General features: G+C 59.9%; 11 protein-coding genes and 1 pseudogene. 6 read left to right on the top strand and 6 right to left on the bottom strand.

The window, feature by feature from the left end:
* Positions 1 to 269: 269 nt before the first annotated feature.
* Together QCM77_RS05435 and QCM77_RS05440 are read left to right on the top strand one after the other, a co-directional pair.
* Positions 270 to 452, top strand: coding sequence for a hypothetical protein (locus QCM77_RS05435; RefSeq protein ID WP_279682225.1), 183 nt, complete (start codon positions 270 to 272; stop codon positions 450 to 452).
* A 384-nt stretch (positions 453 to 836) separates the two neighbouring features.
* Positions 837 to 1,232 carry an aminotransferase class V-fold PLP-dependent enzyme gene (locus QCM77_RS05440; RefSeq protein ID WP_279682379.1) on the top strand — a complete coding sequence of 132 codons (396 nt, stop codon included), beginning with the start codon at positions 837 to 839 and terminating at the stop codon, positions 1,230 to 1,232.
* A 510-nt stretch (positions 1,233 to 1,742) separates the two neighbouring features.
* Here QCM77_RS05440 and QCM77_RS05445 read toward each other — a convergent pair.
* The 3 genes and pseudogenes from QCM77_RS05445 to QCM77_RS05455 all read right to left on the bottom strand — a co-directional run bounded on the left by QCM77_RS05445 (position 1,743) and on the right by QCM77_RS05455 (position 4,830).
* Positions 1,743 to 2,048, bottom strand: coding sequence for a hypothetical protein (locus QCM77_RS05445; protein ID WP_279682226.1), 306 nt, complete (start codon positions 2,046 to 2,048; stop codon positions 1,743 to 1,745).
* A gap of 115 nt (positions 2,049 to 2,163) precedes the next feature.
* A pseudogene (locus tag QCM77_RS05450) lies at positions 2,164 to 2,514 on the bottom strand (IS66 family transposase); the annotation flags it as partial.
* Between the two features lie 1,197 nt (positions 2,515 to 3,711).
* A complete protein-coding gene (locus QCM77_RS05455) occupies positions 3,712 to 4,830 on the bottom strand; it encodes an NAD(P)/FAD-dependent oxidoreductase (RefSeq protein ID WP_279682228.1) in 1,119 nt (372 codons plus the stop codon).
* A gap of 1,086 nt (positions 4,831 to 5,916) precedes the next feature.
* Here QCM77_RS05455 and aepX point away from each other — a divergent pair.
* The 4 genes from aepX (at position 5,917) to QCM77_RS05475 (ending at position 11,907) form a co-directional block, all read left to right on the top strand.
* Positions 5,917 to 6,777 (top strand): phosphoenolpyruvate mutase, encoded by an 861-nt coding sequence (gene aepX / locus QCM77_RS05460; protein ID WP_279682380.1) that lies wholly within the window; start codon positions 5,917 to 5,919, stop codon positions 6,775 to 6,777.
* A 466-nt stretch (positions 6,778 to 7,243) separates the two neighbouring features.
* Complete coding sequence (locus QCM77_RS05465) at positions 7,244 to 7,636, top strand: Nif11-like leader peptide family natural product precursor (protein ID WP_279682230.1); 393 nt, start codon at positions 7,244 to 7,246, stop codon at positions 7,634 to 7,636.
* A 139-nt stretch (positions 7,637 to 7,775) separates the two neighbouring features.
* A complete protein-coding gene (locus QCM77_RS05470) occupies positions 7,776 to 9,302 on the top strand; it encodes a radical SAM family RiPP maturation amino acid epimerase (RefSeq protein WP_279682232.1) in 1,527 nt (508 codons plus the stop codon).
* Positions 9,303 to 9,936: 634 nt separating this feature from the next.
* Entirely contained in the window at positions 9,937 to 11,907 is a 1,971-nt protein-coding gene (locus tag QCM77_RS05475; protein ID WP_279682234.1) for a RiPP maturation radical SAM C-methyltransferase, read from the top strand.
* 1,331 nt (positions 11,908 to 13,238) lie between these two features.
* On the opposite strand, the gene QCM77_RS05480 is transcribed toward QCM77_RS05475, so the two are convergent.
* From QCM77_RS05480 to QCM77_RS05490, 3 genes are all read right to left on the bottom strand, one after another.
* Positions 13,239 to 13,433, bottom strand: coding sequence for a hypothetical protein (locus QCM77_RS05480; RefSeq protein ID WP_279682391.1), 195 nt, complete (start codon positions 13,431 to 13,433; stop codon positions 13,239 to 13,241).
* A 316-nt stretch (positions 13,434 to 13,749) separates the two neighbouring features.
* The gene (locus tag QCM77_RS05485) at positions 13,750 to 15,195 is read right to left on the bottom strand and encodes a M16 family metallopeptidase (protein WP_462804293.1); all 1,446 of its coding nucleotides are present in this window, start codon (positions 15,193 to 15,195) and stop codon (positions 13,750 to 13,752) included.
* Positions 15,192 to 16,649, bottom strand: coding sequence for a M16 family metallopeptidase (locus tag QCM77_RS05490; RefSeq protein WP_279682236.1), 1,458 nt, complete (start codon positions 16,647 to 16,649; stop codon positions 15,192 to 15,194). The genes QCM77_RS05485 and QCM77_RS05490 overlap by 4 nt, the downstream gene beginning before the upstream one ends.
* Between the last annotated feature and the right edge of the window lie 409 nt (positions 16,650 to 17,058).

The following is a 17,058-nucleotide window of genomic DNA, read 5'->3' on the forward strand; positions in this document are numbered from 1 at the left end:
TCAGTAGATCAAATTACTAGCGTTGGTAGTTGACCCGAGCGCAATGTAAGTCGTTAGAATTAAGACGAGAGTTGCGGCTCTACGGTTCTCAGAGTCGAGCACGTCTAGGCGTGCTCTTGGCGATGGCGTCTATCATTTGCAGGCATGTCGATGCACGAGGCGGTTTGAAACCCGCCGTAGTCCGATTCCGACAGTGCCGCCCGCGCCATCGACGAGGCCGATTGGCGCGCCGTGCGCGGGCTCTATGCCGTGCGCCGGATGCAGTCAACTTGGAGAACGGCCATTGGGGCATCATGAACGAGCCGGTGCAGCGTGAGTTCATCCGCCAACCGGACATCGTCAACTATCAGAATTACTATGTGCGGCAGCGCTCCGGACCGGACTTCGAGACCATGCGCGCCAAGGTGGCGGAAGCCGTGGGCGCGGCACCCGAGAATCGCGCTCACGCCTGACGCGGCAGAGGCGCTGCAGCTCCTGATCGGCGGCTATAACAAGCTGAAGCCCGGCGATGCTGTGCTCTACGCCGTCTCGACTACGATTCGATGCAATATGCCATGAACGCGCTCAAGGCACGGCGCTGGGTCGAGGTCACCTAGCTCTAGGTGCCGGAGCCAGCGACCCGACAGGCCGCGTTGGACGCCTACGCCCGGGTGCTCGACGAGAACCATCCACATCAGCCATCGGACAGGCCTCGTCATGCCGATCGCCGAGATCGTGCGCATGGCCGAGGCCAAGCAATCGGCACCATCGTCGACGCGGCCCATTCGTGGGAATAACTCGATTTCAAGGTAGGCGAGCTCAAGACCGACCTCGTCGGCTTCAACCTGCATAAATGGATCGGCGCGTCGCTCGGGGCGGGCTTCCTCGACATCCGGACGAACCGCCTCGCCGACGTCGACCGCGACATGGGCGACGAAGAGTTTCCGGAGACCGACATCCGCCCGCGGGTGCACACTGGCACGGTCAATTGCGCCACCGTGTTGACGGTGCCCGCGACGATCGCGCTCAACCAGGAGATCGGCGCGGCCACGAAGCAGGCCCGCCTGCGCTATCTGCGCGACTACTGGGTGCGCCGTGTGCGCGCGTTCAAGGACATCGAGATCCTGACGCCGGACAAGGCCGGCTCCTACGACGAAGCTGACAACGACGCCATCGTGGCGAAGCTCAGAGATAGTTATAAGGTGCTCTCCGTGCGCCGGGCGGGTGTCGTCAAGGGCAATGCGTCCACCTGACGCCGGCGCTCTATACCGAGGAGGCGGATCTCGACCGCGTGGTGGAAGCGCTCGTCGTGGTCACCGGCAAGAAGGCGGGCTGAAGCGTGCCGGTCCTTGAATAAGGCCGCCGCGTCATGACCCGGAGAAGCCCGGGTGAATCTGGGAACGACTCGGCTTTTGCCTCCAGACCCAGTTGAAGCAACTTCAACAATAGCCCGCTCCAGCAGGGCTCGAGAAGGAATATCATCCCGCCCGTGGGCTGGCGCATGTGGTCCAGGCGAAACATGCTGGTGTTCGCAAGCACCCTGCTGACGGTTGGCGGGCTTGCCGACGAATTCGCCGCAAGCGTATTTTTCGCGGCGGCATCACACTCTTCGTCGTAGCCTCCGGGGTGCGCTGGTTACCCTCGACCACGAATAGGGCCGTTGAAAATGCGAGCGCTATTCAGAAGAGAAATCCGAGGAGAGACGAAGCCCACGAGCAGCGCCGAGATACCACTACGGGCTCGGCTCGTTCGCTGGGATTCGTCTATTGTGCCTGCGCCCGCTCGCTTGCCTCAATCATCCGGATGATCTGCTCGTGCTCCACCGGCAGACGTGCCAGAGTATCCGTCCGAAGGACGGCCGCCGGCAGGGGGGCGAGGGCTGCGCCAGCGATCGCGCTGCCTCGGCAGCCGCGGCCGCTTCGCGTGCTTGTTTCCTGCGCGACCGCGCGCTCGGTGCCTGCATCGATGGTCCGCTCGGCACGCAGTTCGCGCTTCATTGTCGGATTGAGTGCTGCAACCGTCTCCTCGCGGCGCTCGCCGACAACGGTACGATCGGGTGAGGCGCGCAACGTCGCTGCTTCCCGTCTCTCCGCAACCGTTTCGCGTCCGTGCGCTCGATGAGCCGCTCGCGTACTTCTCGGCACACAAGAACGCGTTTTCTCACGAGCCATAAGTCGTAAGCGCTTAGCCTAGGCCCTCTTGAAGCTGGCTTGACGCTTTGCGGAATCGCCACGGCATGAGGTCTTCGAGTCTGCTATGGGGATGGCCGTCGATGATCGCTTCGAGTATTTCGGTGATGTAGGCAGCCGGGTTGACGCCGTTGAGCTTGCAGGTAGCGACGATCGACGCCAGCAAGGCCCAGTTTTCTGCCTCGATTTCATGACCGGCAAAGAGAGCATTTTTCCTGGTCAAGCAGACTGGCCGGATGGCATTCTCGACCGGGTTGGTGTCGAGCTCGAGACGTCCGCCTTCGAGGAAGCGGGTCAGCCCCTGCCAATGATTGAGGACATAGCGGATGTCCTCGGCGAGCGTCGAACCGATCGGCCGCGTTGCAACGTAAATCTTCAGATCAGCACCGGCCGCGATCATCGTGATGCTCGCAGCACGCGGATGACCCGGGACAGCTGCTCGGCATCAATGGCCGTATCCGTCCGCAACACGATATCACCGATCGCGATCTTAAGCTTGATTGCCGGAGCCTGACGCTCCCCCAACGCACCTCCCAGCACCAGCGGCGCGAATGTCGGCTGCGACGCCTCGCACGCCGGCAACAGGCCTCGGCGTCGAAAGCGCCGTCGCCAGCCCTAGATCCGCCAGTGCGTCTCTCCATACTTGCGCCGCCACCTCGGACACCTGGGCACAGGTAACAGGCTCTCGGCGACGATCCGAGCTCTCTCCGCTTCTGAACGCACACGGCGCCTCGACGGCCCTCCAAGAACCTCCAGCCGGCTCACCGCCCCCGCCAATGAGCCGTCAAAATGCGCGTCATTTTTGCTGTCCAATCCATCCCGACCTCCGTCGAAGCCGGACGCTTCTCGCACAGCTATCCAGATCCGAAGCAAGGGTTCCGGCTAAGCGCTTACCGTAAGTCTCTGGGCGACAGGTGCCGATGCGAGCTTACGCTTCACTACGCGCGGGGCAGGGGCAGACCGCTCGGGCTATTGCTGCGGCACCAGGTCATTCGTCGCTTTCCCCTGAGGGCCTACCTCGCTGTCTGCCATCCCCCAGCAGATCGAGAAGCCGGCGCCGAACCTTTCTTGGATACGAGATCTCCGTCTGCGCACATTATGGCGGCACCATGCGGCACATCGACGTTGTCCGGCGAGCTTGCCCGCTGGACATTCGTAGTGATACGTCATGACCAGCGCGCGCGCACCATCAATAGATTCTGTGATCATCCTTCTCGGTGACAATGTTCGATGTCGCCTGTCCGCGCTCGTCACCCAAATTGTTCGGCTGCACACTCTACGGAGCAAAGCGCTCGCTGAATCGCACCCTTTACTCGATCAATGGGGCCGTTCACATCCGATGAATGTCTCGCCGATGCGCGGCGACTACAGGTGCGCCTTCTCCGCAACCGCACCGGCTTCACTACTCTCAAAGCACCCACAACTCCTTTGTTCAATCCGGCGTCTATGAGATCATACGCACGACAAAGCGCGCGGCTCGCACCGCGACAACATAAATCGCTCAAGAGTCTCATTAGATTTCTTCAACGACTATCGGCAGGAACTACTGGATTCTTCGCATTCCGTTTTGATCTATCGGGAGATAGAAGCGCTCGGGTCGAAAGGCGCCAAGCACCTCACATGATCCTTCCCTTGCAATTTCCCTGGTGAGCAGTAGCGCGACATATGGGGCAAGCGTGACGCCTGCGTGCGTCACCGCAATGAATATCTGTGCTTGACCAGGTAGTCGCCCGACGATCGGGTAGCCATCTTTGGGGACGGGGCAGGTCCCTCTCCGCGCGGCAATGGACTTCCCAAGGGAGGGGTCTTTGAGTTCGCCCCTTACTAACGAGACATTCTCTCTGGCAGCCGTGACCTCTACACCAGAGTCGCTAAGACCCGTGGGGTCGCCGGCATTGCCGACGATGAGAGAAGAAGGCCCGTTTGCGCGGAAATGAATATGATTAGCAAAGACAACGTGCCCGATGGGAGGGCCGAAATAAGGTATTTGTGTCAGCACTTTGGGTGACTCATGAACCAATGGCGCATACGCGAGATCTTCAAGCAGCGCGTTGATTCCCGTGCCGCTGGCCAGCACGACTGCATCGACAAGGTAGCAAGTACGATCAGTCCAGACCACGGCGCCTCGGTTGAGAGGCTCTATCTTTGTACATTTTTCAGAGACGCGGTGGGCTAGTCCGGTAGCGACGGCAGCGTCGATCATGCGCTTCGTGAAATAAACAGAATCGAGCCATCCCTCCTGAGGAACCCGCACAATAACTTCGGGACCCCCCACGATGCAAAGATTTGGCTCAAGGTTCAATGCATCATTTCGTGAAAGGTACTGGACGGTCCTTCCTAGCCCCGCGGCCATACTGGCTGCCTGAAGTAACTTCTTATTTTGCGTGGAATCGGTTGACCAACGCAATGTTCCGGTTGCTCTGATGGCGTCTACCAGACCAATGGGGCGTGCAAGTTCCATATGGTAGTCAAGGGCTTCAGACCTGAACTGCATGTAGTCCGATGTCGCCGCAGCAAAGAAGTTTAGGCACGCGAAACTTGATCCGGTCGCTCCACAGCCGGGCACGGCGCCATCAAACAACAGTACCGTCATTTCGTTCGCGGCGAAATGAAGCGCGAGCGACGCGCCCATAATCCCCGCTCCAACAACAGCGACCAACATCGATTCCTCCTTCAGCCGGCCGGGTGCTCGTTGGAGCAGAAGCTATCGGCAAAGAGGGGCTCCGCCACGTCGTGATCGCTCGCTCTATTGTGTCTCTGCTGGCGACAAGTCAACACTTCAATCGGGGGCGCTGACAGATGAGATTGTGGATGTTATTCCATGCCGAACACCTGCAGGTGACGTTGGCTCGACCTTAATCAACTAGTCAGTGACATGCGTCTTTGATCCAGATCAACTACTAACGTTGGTAGTGGATGCAAATTGTTGCATATCGACATAGCGTTGCAGAGTCGGGCACCAATTTCCGATACGGACATTCTGAGGTGGCACTGAGCGAGGCTCATCGCCTCATCACCCAACTTCTTGTCGTAACACCAACATGATCATCAATTTGTAGAGGCTCCCCGTTGATTCATCCATTTTCAGTCGCATGATTCTCTTCTGGGACGCTCAATCTAGGATAACATCACTATTCGCGCCGCTCACAGAAGCGAGTCGACGCGTGTTCGACTGCACCAAGTTAGGAGATTCATCCGCGCGGCGCTACGGGCGCGCGCCGCTCGCGACCGCGAATCACAAGGGAAACGGAATCAGTCCGCGCGAACTCTTTTCAACGACCTCCACTCGGCGGCGCTGCCACGTGGCGTTCAGCACCGCGGCGGCCTTGATGCTCTCATGAGCGTCCGAGATTCACTAGCTTGAGGCCGTGCAGACCCGCCTGGCGAGCCAGCTCAGGAACGCCAACCGCGGATCGGCCGACATCCATGCCGGGGACTTCGCACCGGCCATCACTGTACGCCGATCGCGACGATCCCCGCGCCGAGACAATGCGCCCCAGCTGGCGGCTTCACGTAGGTGGCGTCGATCCACAGAGAGGGTCATCGCGCTCGACCGGACGGGCGAGGAACGTCCCGTCAACTATCAAGCATGCTAATTGATCTTGATGTCAGAAAAGGCGACTGATTGCCGAATGAAGGTTGGGCTGTTCAGTCGGGCTCCTCAACCGTCGCTCCTGGGGTGTTCGGCATGAAACGTGAACCACAATTTGTACTCGCCAATGGTCCTGATCGATGCACGCCCGCAGAAATGCTGCGTGCACAGATCTGCTCCAATCTTGAACTCTCCGTCCTCATGGAAGCGCATGATGGCCTCTCCGCCGCGATCGCTGAGCGCGCAGGGTTCAAAGGTCTCTGGGCGTCGGGTCTTTCAATCGCTTGTTCTCTCGGCTATCGTGATGTCAACGAAGCGTCATGGAGCCAACTTGTCGATGCGGTCGAGCGGATCGTGGGCTCGACCAAACTGCCCGTTCTGGTTGACGGCGATGGCGGCTTCGGTAATTTCAACAATGCGCGCCTCCTCGCCCGCAAGCTCCGTCAGCGAGGTGCTGCGGGCGTTGCGCTGGAGGACAGCTGCTTTCCAAAGATGAACTCGCTCATTGGCGATCGTCATCCCCTCGCCGATATCGACGAATTCTCAGGCCGCCTGCGGGCAGTCAAGGATACAGTCGCGGAAGACTTGGTCCTCGTGGCCCGGATCGAGGCGTTGATCGCGGGGCATGGAATGGACGACGCAATTTTACGCGCTCACGCCTACGCGGACGCGGGTGCGGATGCGATCCTGATTCACTCGCGAAAGAGCAGCGCGGACGAGGTCCTTTCCTTCACGCGCACCTGGCAAAGCCGATTGCCCGTCGTGATTGTTCCAACGACGTACTATCGAACACCGGTCTCTGCCTATCGTAATGCCCGCATCTCAACAGTGATCTGGGCCAACCATTCCGTACGAGCTGCAATAGCGGCAATGCGGCAGATCTGCCATCGCATCATTGCTGAAGAAGGTGTTGCCGGTATCGAGCCCAACATTGCGACGCTCGACGACGTCTTCGAACTGTTGGGGTATGACGAACTTGCCCGCGCGGAAGCGCGCTATCTTCACCCTCCTGACTGAGGGCGATGACCTCTCATTTTGCGCGCAGCCACTCAATCTCGAAGGACCACCGCCATGCAACCGGCGCCTTCCTGGTACGCTCCACCGCATTATTCAGTGAAGCACAGGCGTCCCCTCCCAGAATTAGATGCGTCATATACGGGCGCGACAGCTCTTGCGCGGCTGATCCGAAACATGCTGCAGATCTACGGGCTCATTTCCCTGCACTGGGCGGCGCGGTTTGCTGTCGCCCGCGATTAAAGAACGGACGACTTTATTAGATACCGACAACGAAATCTTGTCCCGCATCGTGAGCCGGTTGTCGGTTCCAAGCCAATGTTGTCGTATTGACGACGTGATACGAAGCGAAAAATCGGCGATTTTCAGTCTGGCGCGTTGCTTGCTTTGTTCGCGCCGTCGGCGTCGATCGCCTGCGAAGGCATCGTGCATAGTTTGGCAACATTAAGCGAAGACGGGGAGACTGGCTGTGTCGCAAACTGAGGTAGAGCGATTTGTCAACGATCTAGGGAAAAAGCGCAATCTGCTCGAAAACGCAAAACCGAGTGCTATAGGTCTTGCATCAATTGTAGCGGTCGGAAAAAGCCACGGCTACAATTTTACTCTTGATGAAGCGAAGAGTTACATCCGGTGTCGAAGCCGACACGAGTTGATTAGTAAGCAGCTCGATGCGACTGTCGGCGCCAAACCTGATTCGAGTGTTGCGATCTCGACCGGTGTTGTGCAGGCCGCTGGGTCGGCCAGGTCCGCTGCGGAGGTGCCCACGAGCGACGTACAGGTCGCGGAAGCGCACTCTAACTTCGCCTCGGCAGTCCAGCCCGTCGCTGTTGTTCTGGTTGTTGTTGTTGCGGTCGCGGCCTGACATGCCTTTCGCTCTGACCGCATTGGCTCGTACTCAAGGAGACGAGAAGTGCGACGAGAACATGAAAGCAGGCCGCGTCCGAGGTGAGATCATTGCCATTAGGTTATAAGATGCTGCTTCAAGGTTTATCCGTAACGTGATGACCCGCGCTGCCACCGAACACGACCGACAGAGTTTTGACCGGCGCACCCCCGAGCAACTGCGCACGCTGTCGCACGTCAAGCGCTTCATGGAGCGGTTAGCCGGTGACGTGGAGTTCCGCAAGGCGCTTTCGGCGAACGCCCCTCGTACGGCAATAGAGCGCTACGGCATCGAAGTTGACCCAATGAAAATGTTGCCGCTCTGGCACGGAGACTACCAAAATTACCGCTTCAAGCCGGAGTCTGCCCAGTGGCCGCTGGCTACGATGTGGGACGAGCATGTGCGCGAGATGGTGCGCCATCGCGACCTCCTGCGCGACGAAGGCGAAATGTCGACGATTAACCCTCGTTTCCATGCCTGGCGCGAGCGCCAAATCCGGCGCTGCAACGACGAATTGGGCGCATCGTCGCTATCGATGACGTACCCGATCATCGCTTTCGAGTTGAGCGAAGGCTGCACCGTTGGTTGCTGGTTCTGTGGCCTCTCTGCCGACCGGTTCAAAGGCTATTACGACTACAGCAAAGAGCAGGCAGAGCGTTGGCGTGGCGTAGTTGGCGTCGCGAGCGAGGTGTTTGGTTCGGCAGCCCGCACTGGCTTCTGCTACTGGGCTACAGATCCTATGGACAACCCACACTACGATCGCTTTCTGTTCGACTACTATCGGATCACGGGCGCATTGCCGCAGACAACGACCGCTGCGCCGCTTAAGGATCGGGCACTCACCAGGCGCGTGCTCAGATTGTTCAACCTATATGGCACCACGCCCAATCGTTTCTCTGTGCTGAGCAAAACACATCTCAATCAGATCCATAAGGCGTTTTCGCCAGAGGAGCTGCTAGGGGTCGAACTCATCCTGCAGGGCAAGGAGGCGCCGACCGCAAAGGCTTTCGCCGGACGCGCGCGCGAGCGGAAGGGGAAGCTCAGGTCCGCCATCAAAGATGATGCAATCGCGTTGTTCGAACGCGATCATACCACGATCGCGTGTGTTTCCGGCTTCCTCGTGAATATGCAGCAGGGACGTTTGCAACTGGTGACGCCGGTACCGGGGAGCGAACGCTGGCCTCTCGGTTACCGCATCTTGGGTGAACGTTTCTTCAGGACGCCTGACGAGTTCCGCGAGGGGCTGCTGAGCATGATCGACCAGTATATGCTCGAGAGCCCAGCCCCCCACCTGCCGATCCGCTTCCGCAAAGACCTGCAATACAAAGCAGGGAACCGGTACTTCCAGCTCCGCGCCCGCAACATGGAACACCGGGTGCCCGACGACGTCGCTCCGATTTCCGTTGGCGATCTCATCGCGTTCGGCAACTGCACAGCGTCGGAGCTGGTTATGCGGGTCACGACTGACGGAACGAGCGTACTTGCAGTCGCTGACTTGCTCGATCGGTTGCACGCGGCCGGGGTAATCGAAGACGACCTGGACGACCGCTTCGCCTGGCAGACCAGCAATTGGACGACGAGCCGCATCGAAGCTGCCAAATACGCAGGCTCCCGCACGAACATAGATCATGCCGATTCGCACTGAGGTACTACGTCAGTATCGAGGAGCTGCGGCATCTTACCATCTCGCAGGGTGGATTGGGGTGGCAAGCCGTTTCGCATCCACCGTCCGCGGCTTCATGGCGCGCAGAACCGACATGACCGCAGAACCTGTTCTTGGCGTGCCGGGCTCTCCTAGGCAGCTCGAACTCATTCGGTCTACCACCTGCCTGAGCTCTGCCGGATGGGCTTTGGTAGCTCTGCGCTGGACGCGACCGAAGGACTTCCGCGCTCGCGGTTTCGAGCCAAGTCCTCGTTTTTTGCACATCCGCGAGTACGACTGGAACGCAGCACGCTCTTGGTCAAGAACGGCTCGACCCGACCTGATCCTTGGCGTGGCGCCGCTTAATGTCGGGAGCGAAGCGGTGTGTCGGCTCATTCACCGCCCCGGCTCTAGCACCCTCCGCTGGGCTAGCGCGTTCATACCTTCCAGTCTCCAGGCAACGAACGTGACACGGAAACATGGCTCGAAGCGCGCCGCCTAGGGCATTTGCTGAATTAGTTGACGTCGTGTTCACGGCTCCAATCACGGAGTCGCGCAGAAGTTCGCATTGCCGTCCAGCGTATGAGGCTGTGGCCGGGCGAACGCGCCCAGCCTATCACAAATAATGTGGCATCACATGAGTATCGGTGTGCCAATCGTCTTAGTCAACATGCCTATGTCGGCAGTCGAAAGACCGTCGTTGGCGCTTGGTCTGCTGAAGTCAGCGCTGACCCAGGCTGGGCTGCAAGCCACGATCGCATATCCCAACATCTGGTTTTTGGAATACATAGGCATTGCCGACTATGGGCCTCTTGAGAGTTGCCCGCCAGAGGAGGCGCTGGTTGATTGGCTGTTCGCGGGCGTTGCTTTTCCCGACTTCGCGCCTGAAGAAAGCGCCTTCCTGGACCTTTATTTCGAACGTAACCCGATACACGCAGGCAAATCGTTGGCCGAGCGTCGCGCGAATTTCCTCAGGCTGCGCTCGCTAATCGGCGGGTTTATTGATTGGACGGCTGACAAGATATTGGAGCAGCGGCCGGCCATGGTCGGGTGCAGCTCGACCTTCACCCAGCATGTTCCCTCGCTCGCGTTGCTGCGCCGACTGAGCGAGCGCTCACCGGATCTTGTCACTTTCATGGGGGGCGCAAACTGCGAGTCGGTAATGGGGCGGAGCACTCACATGCGTTTCCCATGGGTGGACTATGTCGTGTCGGGCGAGGCCGACTTACTGATCGGCCCGCTGTGTTGGGACATCCTTAATCGCGGCAGAGACATTCCCCCTGCTGACCTGCCATATGGCGTTTTCGGTCCGGCGCATCGCGAGGCCGGTTATCCCGCTGCGTCGACGCGCGACTTAGTGCCCCGCGCAGTGATCGAGAACATGGGTGACCTGCCGCTGCCCGATTTCTCGGACTATTTTGCCGAGCTCGACGCGTCGATCTACGCCGACCGCATCCATGCCGGGCTGCCGATGGAGTTCTCTCGAGGCTGCTGGTGGGGCGAGCGGAGCCACTGCACGTTTTGTGGGCTGAACGGCGGATCGATGACCTATCGCCAGAAACCCGCGAGGCAGGCCGCAGAGGAGATGATTGAGATGTCGGCGCGCTACGGTTTGTCGCGCATCGAAGCGGTGGACAATATTCTGGCCACTGATTACCTAAAAAAGGCGCTGCCTCGCCTCACCGCGCTACCCGAGAAGCTCGCGATTTTCTTTGAGGTCAAAGCCGACCTGAAGCGCCACGAAGTGGAGAAGCTGGCTGCCGCGGGCGTCCGCTGGATCCAACCGGGTATCGAGAGCCTGGATACCCGTGTTTTGAAGCTGATGCGCAAAGGAACGAGCTCAGCGCATAATGTCCAACTCTTGAAGTGGTGCCGTCAGCACGGCGTGCGGGTCAGTTGGAGTTTGCTGTGGGGCTTCCCCGGCGAGAGCGACGCATGGTATGCGGAAATGGCTCCTTTGCTACCGCTGCTGCATCATCTACAGCCGGGACCTGCGGTGCGTTTGCGGTACCAGCGCTACAGCCCCTATCATTACGCAGCCGAGAAACATGGATTGAAGCTGCGCCCGGCCGTCTCCTATCGCTACGTCTATCCGTTGTCGGAGCGCGATCTGGCGGATCAAGTTTACTACTTCGAAGACAGTGAAGACGACGACGTCGGCGGCCATTTCGCGGCGCGCAGCGCTAATCGCCGTCCGGGGCTAAGCGCTGTCGCCAAGGGTATCGATGCCTGGCTGGAAGCCTGGTACGAGCCGAATTTGTCTATGCTGTCGATGCGGGACAGCGGCGACGAGATCATAGTCGAGGACACGCGAGCCGTTGCAGTCGAGCGCGAACACCGGGTCAGGGGCCTCGCGCGGGAAATTCTTCTCGCTGCGGACGAAAGCTCGCCTGAAACCCGCCTGCGCGAACAGCTGAGCGGGACGAATGTAATGCAGGCCGAGATTGAGGCTACGATAGCTGACATGATCGCTCGCAAATTGATTGTGCGGCTGGACGCGCGGCTGGTTGGGCTCGCGCTCTGGCATCCCTATACGCCAATCCCTCCGACGACTGCGTTCCCTGGAGGCTATTTCGACCGACGTGCCGCCATTGGGTACCTCGCGTGAATGAGGAAAACTGCGGGGGGTACCTCGGAGGGAGACGCTTCTTGTCAGGCGCACGACGAGATGCCAAGTATGGCGGAGCGGAGATTTCAAGCTTTTGGAAGTGTTGTCTCCGTATGTTCCTCCGGACTGGCAGCACGGCGAACAGTGGGCACCGGAAGAGCTCAAGGAGGGAATGCGCTTGCACAACGGCTTGCCAAGTGTGTCTGAGCCAGAGACAAGTCTAAGCCTTCGGGGCGTAAACTACAGGGCCAGCATTGGGCCACCAAGCCTGGAGCACGAAATTTTCCTCAGCCGAAGCTGATTACAAGGCGAGCTTCAGCACGTGTTACGTTCAAACGACGGGTTATCGGCGCAAGCGCCGGGCCGTCTTAACCGTAGTCGCCTGGCTCAACGAGACTGGCCAGCAGCGCCTATGCCTTGAGCGGCGCATCGACAGTTTCCCCGGCCTCGTCGCTGAGACCGCCGGAGACACGGCGCAGTGCCGACCGCGCGCGCGTCAATTGGTTGTTCACAACCGAAAAACTCGTGCAAAAATGGCGTGCCAAATCAGGCCAATCTCAACCAATCAAGACCTCTGTGTCGAGGCGCTGGTCAGCTTCTCGAAAGCCGACCTTCTAGCATTCGAACCTGGTCTCTAGCTGTCGATGCCGCCTATGACTCAACTGGTGACTGCGCTCCTCGCTAACAACCTCCTTGCCGATTCCAAGGCGGTCGGCAGGCTGCGTTACATGGACGTCGGTATCGAACGCTCCTAATTTCATCTGCTGGGGTGCCGCAGCCCATTGAGGAAAGCTTCGATCAGATCCTGCCAACCGCTGCCGCGATCGCGCCCCCTTCAAACAAGCGTTTTTCGTGATCGTGCAGCTCCATACCTGCAGCTCCTTCGACGACGTGAACAAGCCCGTGTCGCGCCTCGCCGCCAACATCCCACTCATCAAGCGCAACCTAGCGCCGCTGTCGTTCGCCGATGCGCCCCGGCAGACCTATACGCAAAGCCGTGCTCGGTGCTTACGAGTTGAAGAAAATCGACCTTCTCAAGGACGCCTTCATCTGGGGCTATGAGCGCTCGGCCGCTCGCTACTGTGCCGTTCGCCGATCCCTCGGCGAACCCGACTTCGCTACCGCGAACAGTTTCGCGAGCTCATCGCCGAACTTGTCCGCGCGCGCGTAGGTCCCGCATCGCGAGCGAGCTGGCAAAAAACGACGTCAAGAACGAACTGGCCACCGAAGCACAGACCGCGCTCGAGTGTCTCGATACCGCGTTACAAAGAGAAAGCCTGCCGGCCGGCCTCGATCTCGCGATCACTGGCGGGCAAGGTCGATCGATCGCGTCAATGATCGGCCTCACCGCAGATCGCTGCGGCATCCAATTGCCCCTTGCGAGCTGGGGAGCCGGAACCCAGCCATTGTCGGCGCTCGCCTTCGCCGAGCAAAACCAGGGCGATGCGCAAGTCCAAGTCCAAGACCACGATCGACGTGCTAATTGCGCTTCGCCCTGCGCTGCCCGGATGGTTGTCGAAGTCCATAAGTCAACCCTCGTGCCTCATGGCTGAACGTTATCTCACCCTGTCGCGCGAGGTCGGCCTGAAGCCTTGGGCGTTGCCGCGACCGCCTCGGGACGGCCTGTTCATCTGCTTGAGAAGGACATCTGGGTTGTGTAGGGGCTGGATGGTCTGTTTGCACCACCGCTCGGCGAGCATGTCGTCTCTAAGGGCGGTACGTCGCTGTCGAAAGGCTACAAGGCTATTCGTCAATTCTATGCCCACGGCAACCGCTCTCCGGTTCTCACCGCAGGGGGGAGCGGAGAGCGAGGCTCGAAGCTACGCGGGGCGTTGCTCAAAGTTACTTGGGTTCGGCCGGTATTTCGGGCAATGCCGTGGCGCCTAACTGCTCGAGGCCTGGTGAGGAAGTCGCGGCCGATGGCACGGTGGTCGACCGGGCTGCGCCCATTGGGGAGCGGCCGACGATAATGGTGAGCAGACCTTGGCCCCACAGCCGCTGTGCGACCCTCTTGGCGTCCTCCAACGTCACTGCATCGACGACGGCGTTATGCTGTTTGACATAGTCGATCGGCAGCTTATCAAGCTGATGCTTCAGCAGCGTTCGCGCAAACTTCGAGGAAGTGTTGAGGGCCAGCATCTGTGAGCCCTTCAGGTAAGACTTTGCATCGTCGAGTTCTTGCTGGGTCGGTCCTTCCTCGGCGATTCGGCGGGCTTGATTCTCGATCTGTTCGACCGTCTCGCCAGCGCGATCGGCGCGGGTGCCGCTATTGCCGACAAACATGGCGGAATGATCCATCCAGACCAAGCGCTCGTGGACCGAATAGGCCAGCCCGCGCTTCTCGCGGACTTCGCGGAACAGCCGCGACGTCAGACCGGTGCCGCCGAGGATGTGGTTGACGACATAGGCCGCCATGAAATCGGGCTCGCTGCGGCGGACGCCGGGACCGCCGAAAGTCACAACGGTCTGGGGCACATCGAGCGGAATGAAGACGCGCTGCGGCGGTCTTGCTGCGACCACGTCGGGCACCGGCGTCGACTCCGCCATGGCCGGCAGGCCGCCAAAAGTCCTGTCAAGCAACTTGCACAGGGCCTCCGGATCGACGTCGCCGACCACCGCGATCTTGAGCGTGTCTTTTGCCATCACGCGTCGGACATAGCCCCTGAGATCCGCGACCTCGATCTTTGGCACGCTCTCGATCGTGCCTCTTGCCTCCCTAGCATAAGGATGATCGTTAAAGGCGACTTCGAGGAATTTGCGATTGGCGAGGGACGAGGGATCGGTCGAGCCATGCCGAAGGTTCGCAAGCATGCTGGCACGAATCCGTTCGACATCGGCCGCGTCGAAACGCGGCGAGGTTAGTGCCATCCGTAACAGGTCGAAGGCCTCGTCCCTGTTGTCTTCGAGCGTGCGCAAGGCACCGCGGAGGTGATCGCGGGTCGATTCAAAGTTCAGCTCAATCGCGCGACGGTCGAGCCGCTCATGAAAGGTCTGGGAATCTAGATCGCCGGAGCCTTCACCGAGTAGGCCAGAAACCATGTAGCCGACGCCGGGTCTATCGGTGGGGTCTTGGGTCGCGCCGCCGCCGAATGCGTATTCCATCGCAATCAACGGGACAGTGGCGTCCTGCACGAACCAGGCTATTATACCGCAAGATGACACCAGGCGCTGGATCTTGGTCGCGCCATGCGTTCCGACCGCGGAGAGTGAACGTGGCGAGGCGAGCATCGCGGTCGAGAGCGAGGCTCCGCCGGCGAGGACCGCAAGACGTGTGAAGGAATAGGTCATGATCGCTTCTCCTGGTGGTTCCGCGTTGACCCTTTCATAAGATAGCCGGTCACGGAGCGCTTCTTGTCGAGCCATCTCCCAGCGGCCGCGCGCACCTGGTCGGCGGTGACGGCGCGGATGCCGTCCTGCCAGCCTCGGACTTCGTCGATGCTGAGTCCAGTCGTGAGCCCACCACCATACCAGGTCGCAAGCGTTTGTTGGCTGTCCTGGGCGTAGGTTGCTTGCGCGATCAGCTGCGTCTTGACCCGCTCGAGATCCTCGGTGCGCGCGCAACTGTGCGCAATATCGGCTATCACTTGGTCGATGGCGCACTCAATCTCCCCGAATTCGACGCCGGGTTTCGGGGTCGCAGAAATCTCGAATTGCGAAGGATCGAGCGAGGTACGCTCGTAGCTAGTCTCCGTCGTGATCGCAATCTGCTTGTCGACTACCAACGCGCGATAAAGATGTGAGCTGGCGCCGCCACCCATCAATTGCGCGAGCACATCAAGCACTGGACTCTCGCCCGCGGCCGCGGGGTGAGCCGACGGCACGAGATAATAACGGCGCAAGATTGGCTGCTCGACGCGGGGATCGGTCAGCGTCACGGTACGCGGCGCGGCCGGTGTCGGCTCCTGCGGTCGCAGGCGTTCCGCGGGAATTGATGGTTGCGGGGGGATGTGGCCATAATTCTTCTCCACCATCGGGCGGATCGCATTTGCGTCGACGTCACCGGCGATGATCAGGATGGCGTTGTTCGGCGCGTAAAAACGCTTGTAGAAGGCGAGCGCGTCCTCGCGATCGAACGTTTCGATTTCCTGACGCCAGCCGATCACAGGGCGGCCGTAGGGATGGTTGAGGTAAAGCGCGGCCATCATCTGCTCGGCGAGCTGCGCATCCGGCTTATTAGCGACCGACTTATTGAGTTCCTCCAGCACCACGTCGCGCTCGGACATCACGCTCTCCTCTTTGAGGATGAGGCCCGTCATGCGGTCGGCTTCAAATTCCATCATCTTACCGAGCTGCTCGCGCGGCACGTGCTGGAAATAGGTGGTATAGTCGGTCCCGGTGAAGCCGTTCTGGTTGCCGCCGCACCGCTGCACGGTCTGGGAGAATTCACCCGCCGGATGTTTGGATGTGCCCTTGAACATCAGGTGTTCGACGAAATGCGCAAGCCCCGATTTGCCGGGTGGCTCGTCGGCGGAGCCGACCTTATACCAGATCATCTGAGTCGCAACGGGCGTGCGACGATCCGCAATCACCACGACCTGCAGGCCGTTCTGAAGCGTGAAGCTGGTTGGTCGATCCGACCCGACCGTGTCCCGGACAAGGACGCTTTCGTGCTCAGGAAGGTACCCAAGGTCACCATCCGCGCTATCATAAGTTTCGACCGCCAGTGCGGTGCGCGTTGTCAAATCGACGGCACCAGCTGCGGTGCTTCCAACCTTGGCGGTTACCGAACTCAAGGTCTGCATCGCATCGCACTTTCGTTCCAGAGAGCAACGTTCTGTGACAGACAATTCCGACAAAGCGGGAAAGCCGCACACCGTTTAGCAAGCGACGGAGCAAGGGCCGGGCCAACTGCCCGGCGGCCTGCGCACCGCCACGCTGCGCGCCAGCTGGACGCAAAACAAAACGCGGGGCGTACGTTCTGGCCAAAGGTCAACCGCCGGCAAGTCGTGAACACGACAATTGCGCTCGAAAGCGGATAACTTGGCGCCAAATGGCGGAATGACAACTTGCAGCGAACGACAGATCGAGCGGCGACTACGGCGGCGGCCCCAGGCTCGCTGTTACCGCATCAGGATGGGCATCCATCGAAAAGTCTGACGCACGGCGTCGTACCCACGGTTCAACTCGGGCGGCTAGTGAACATTGCCTGTT

Source organism: Bradyrhizobium nivariense, assembly GCF_029846695.2.
GTDB lineage: Bacteria > Pseudomonadota > Alphaproteobacteria > Rhizobiales > Xanthobacteraceae > Bradyrhizobium.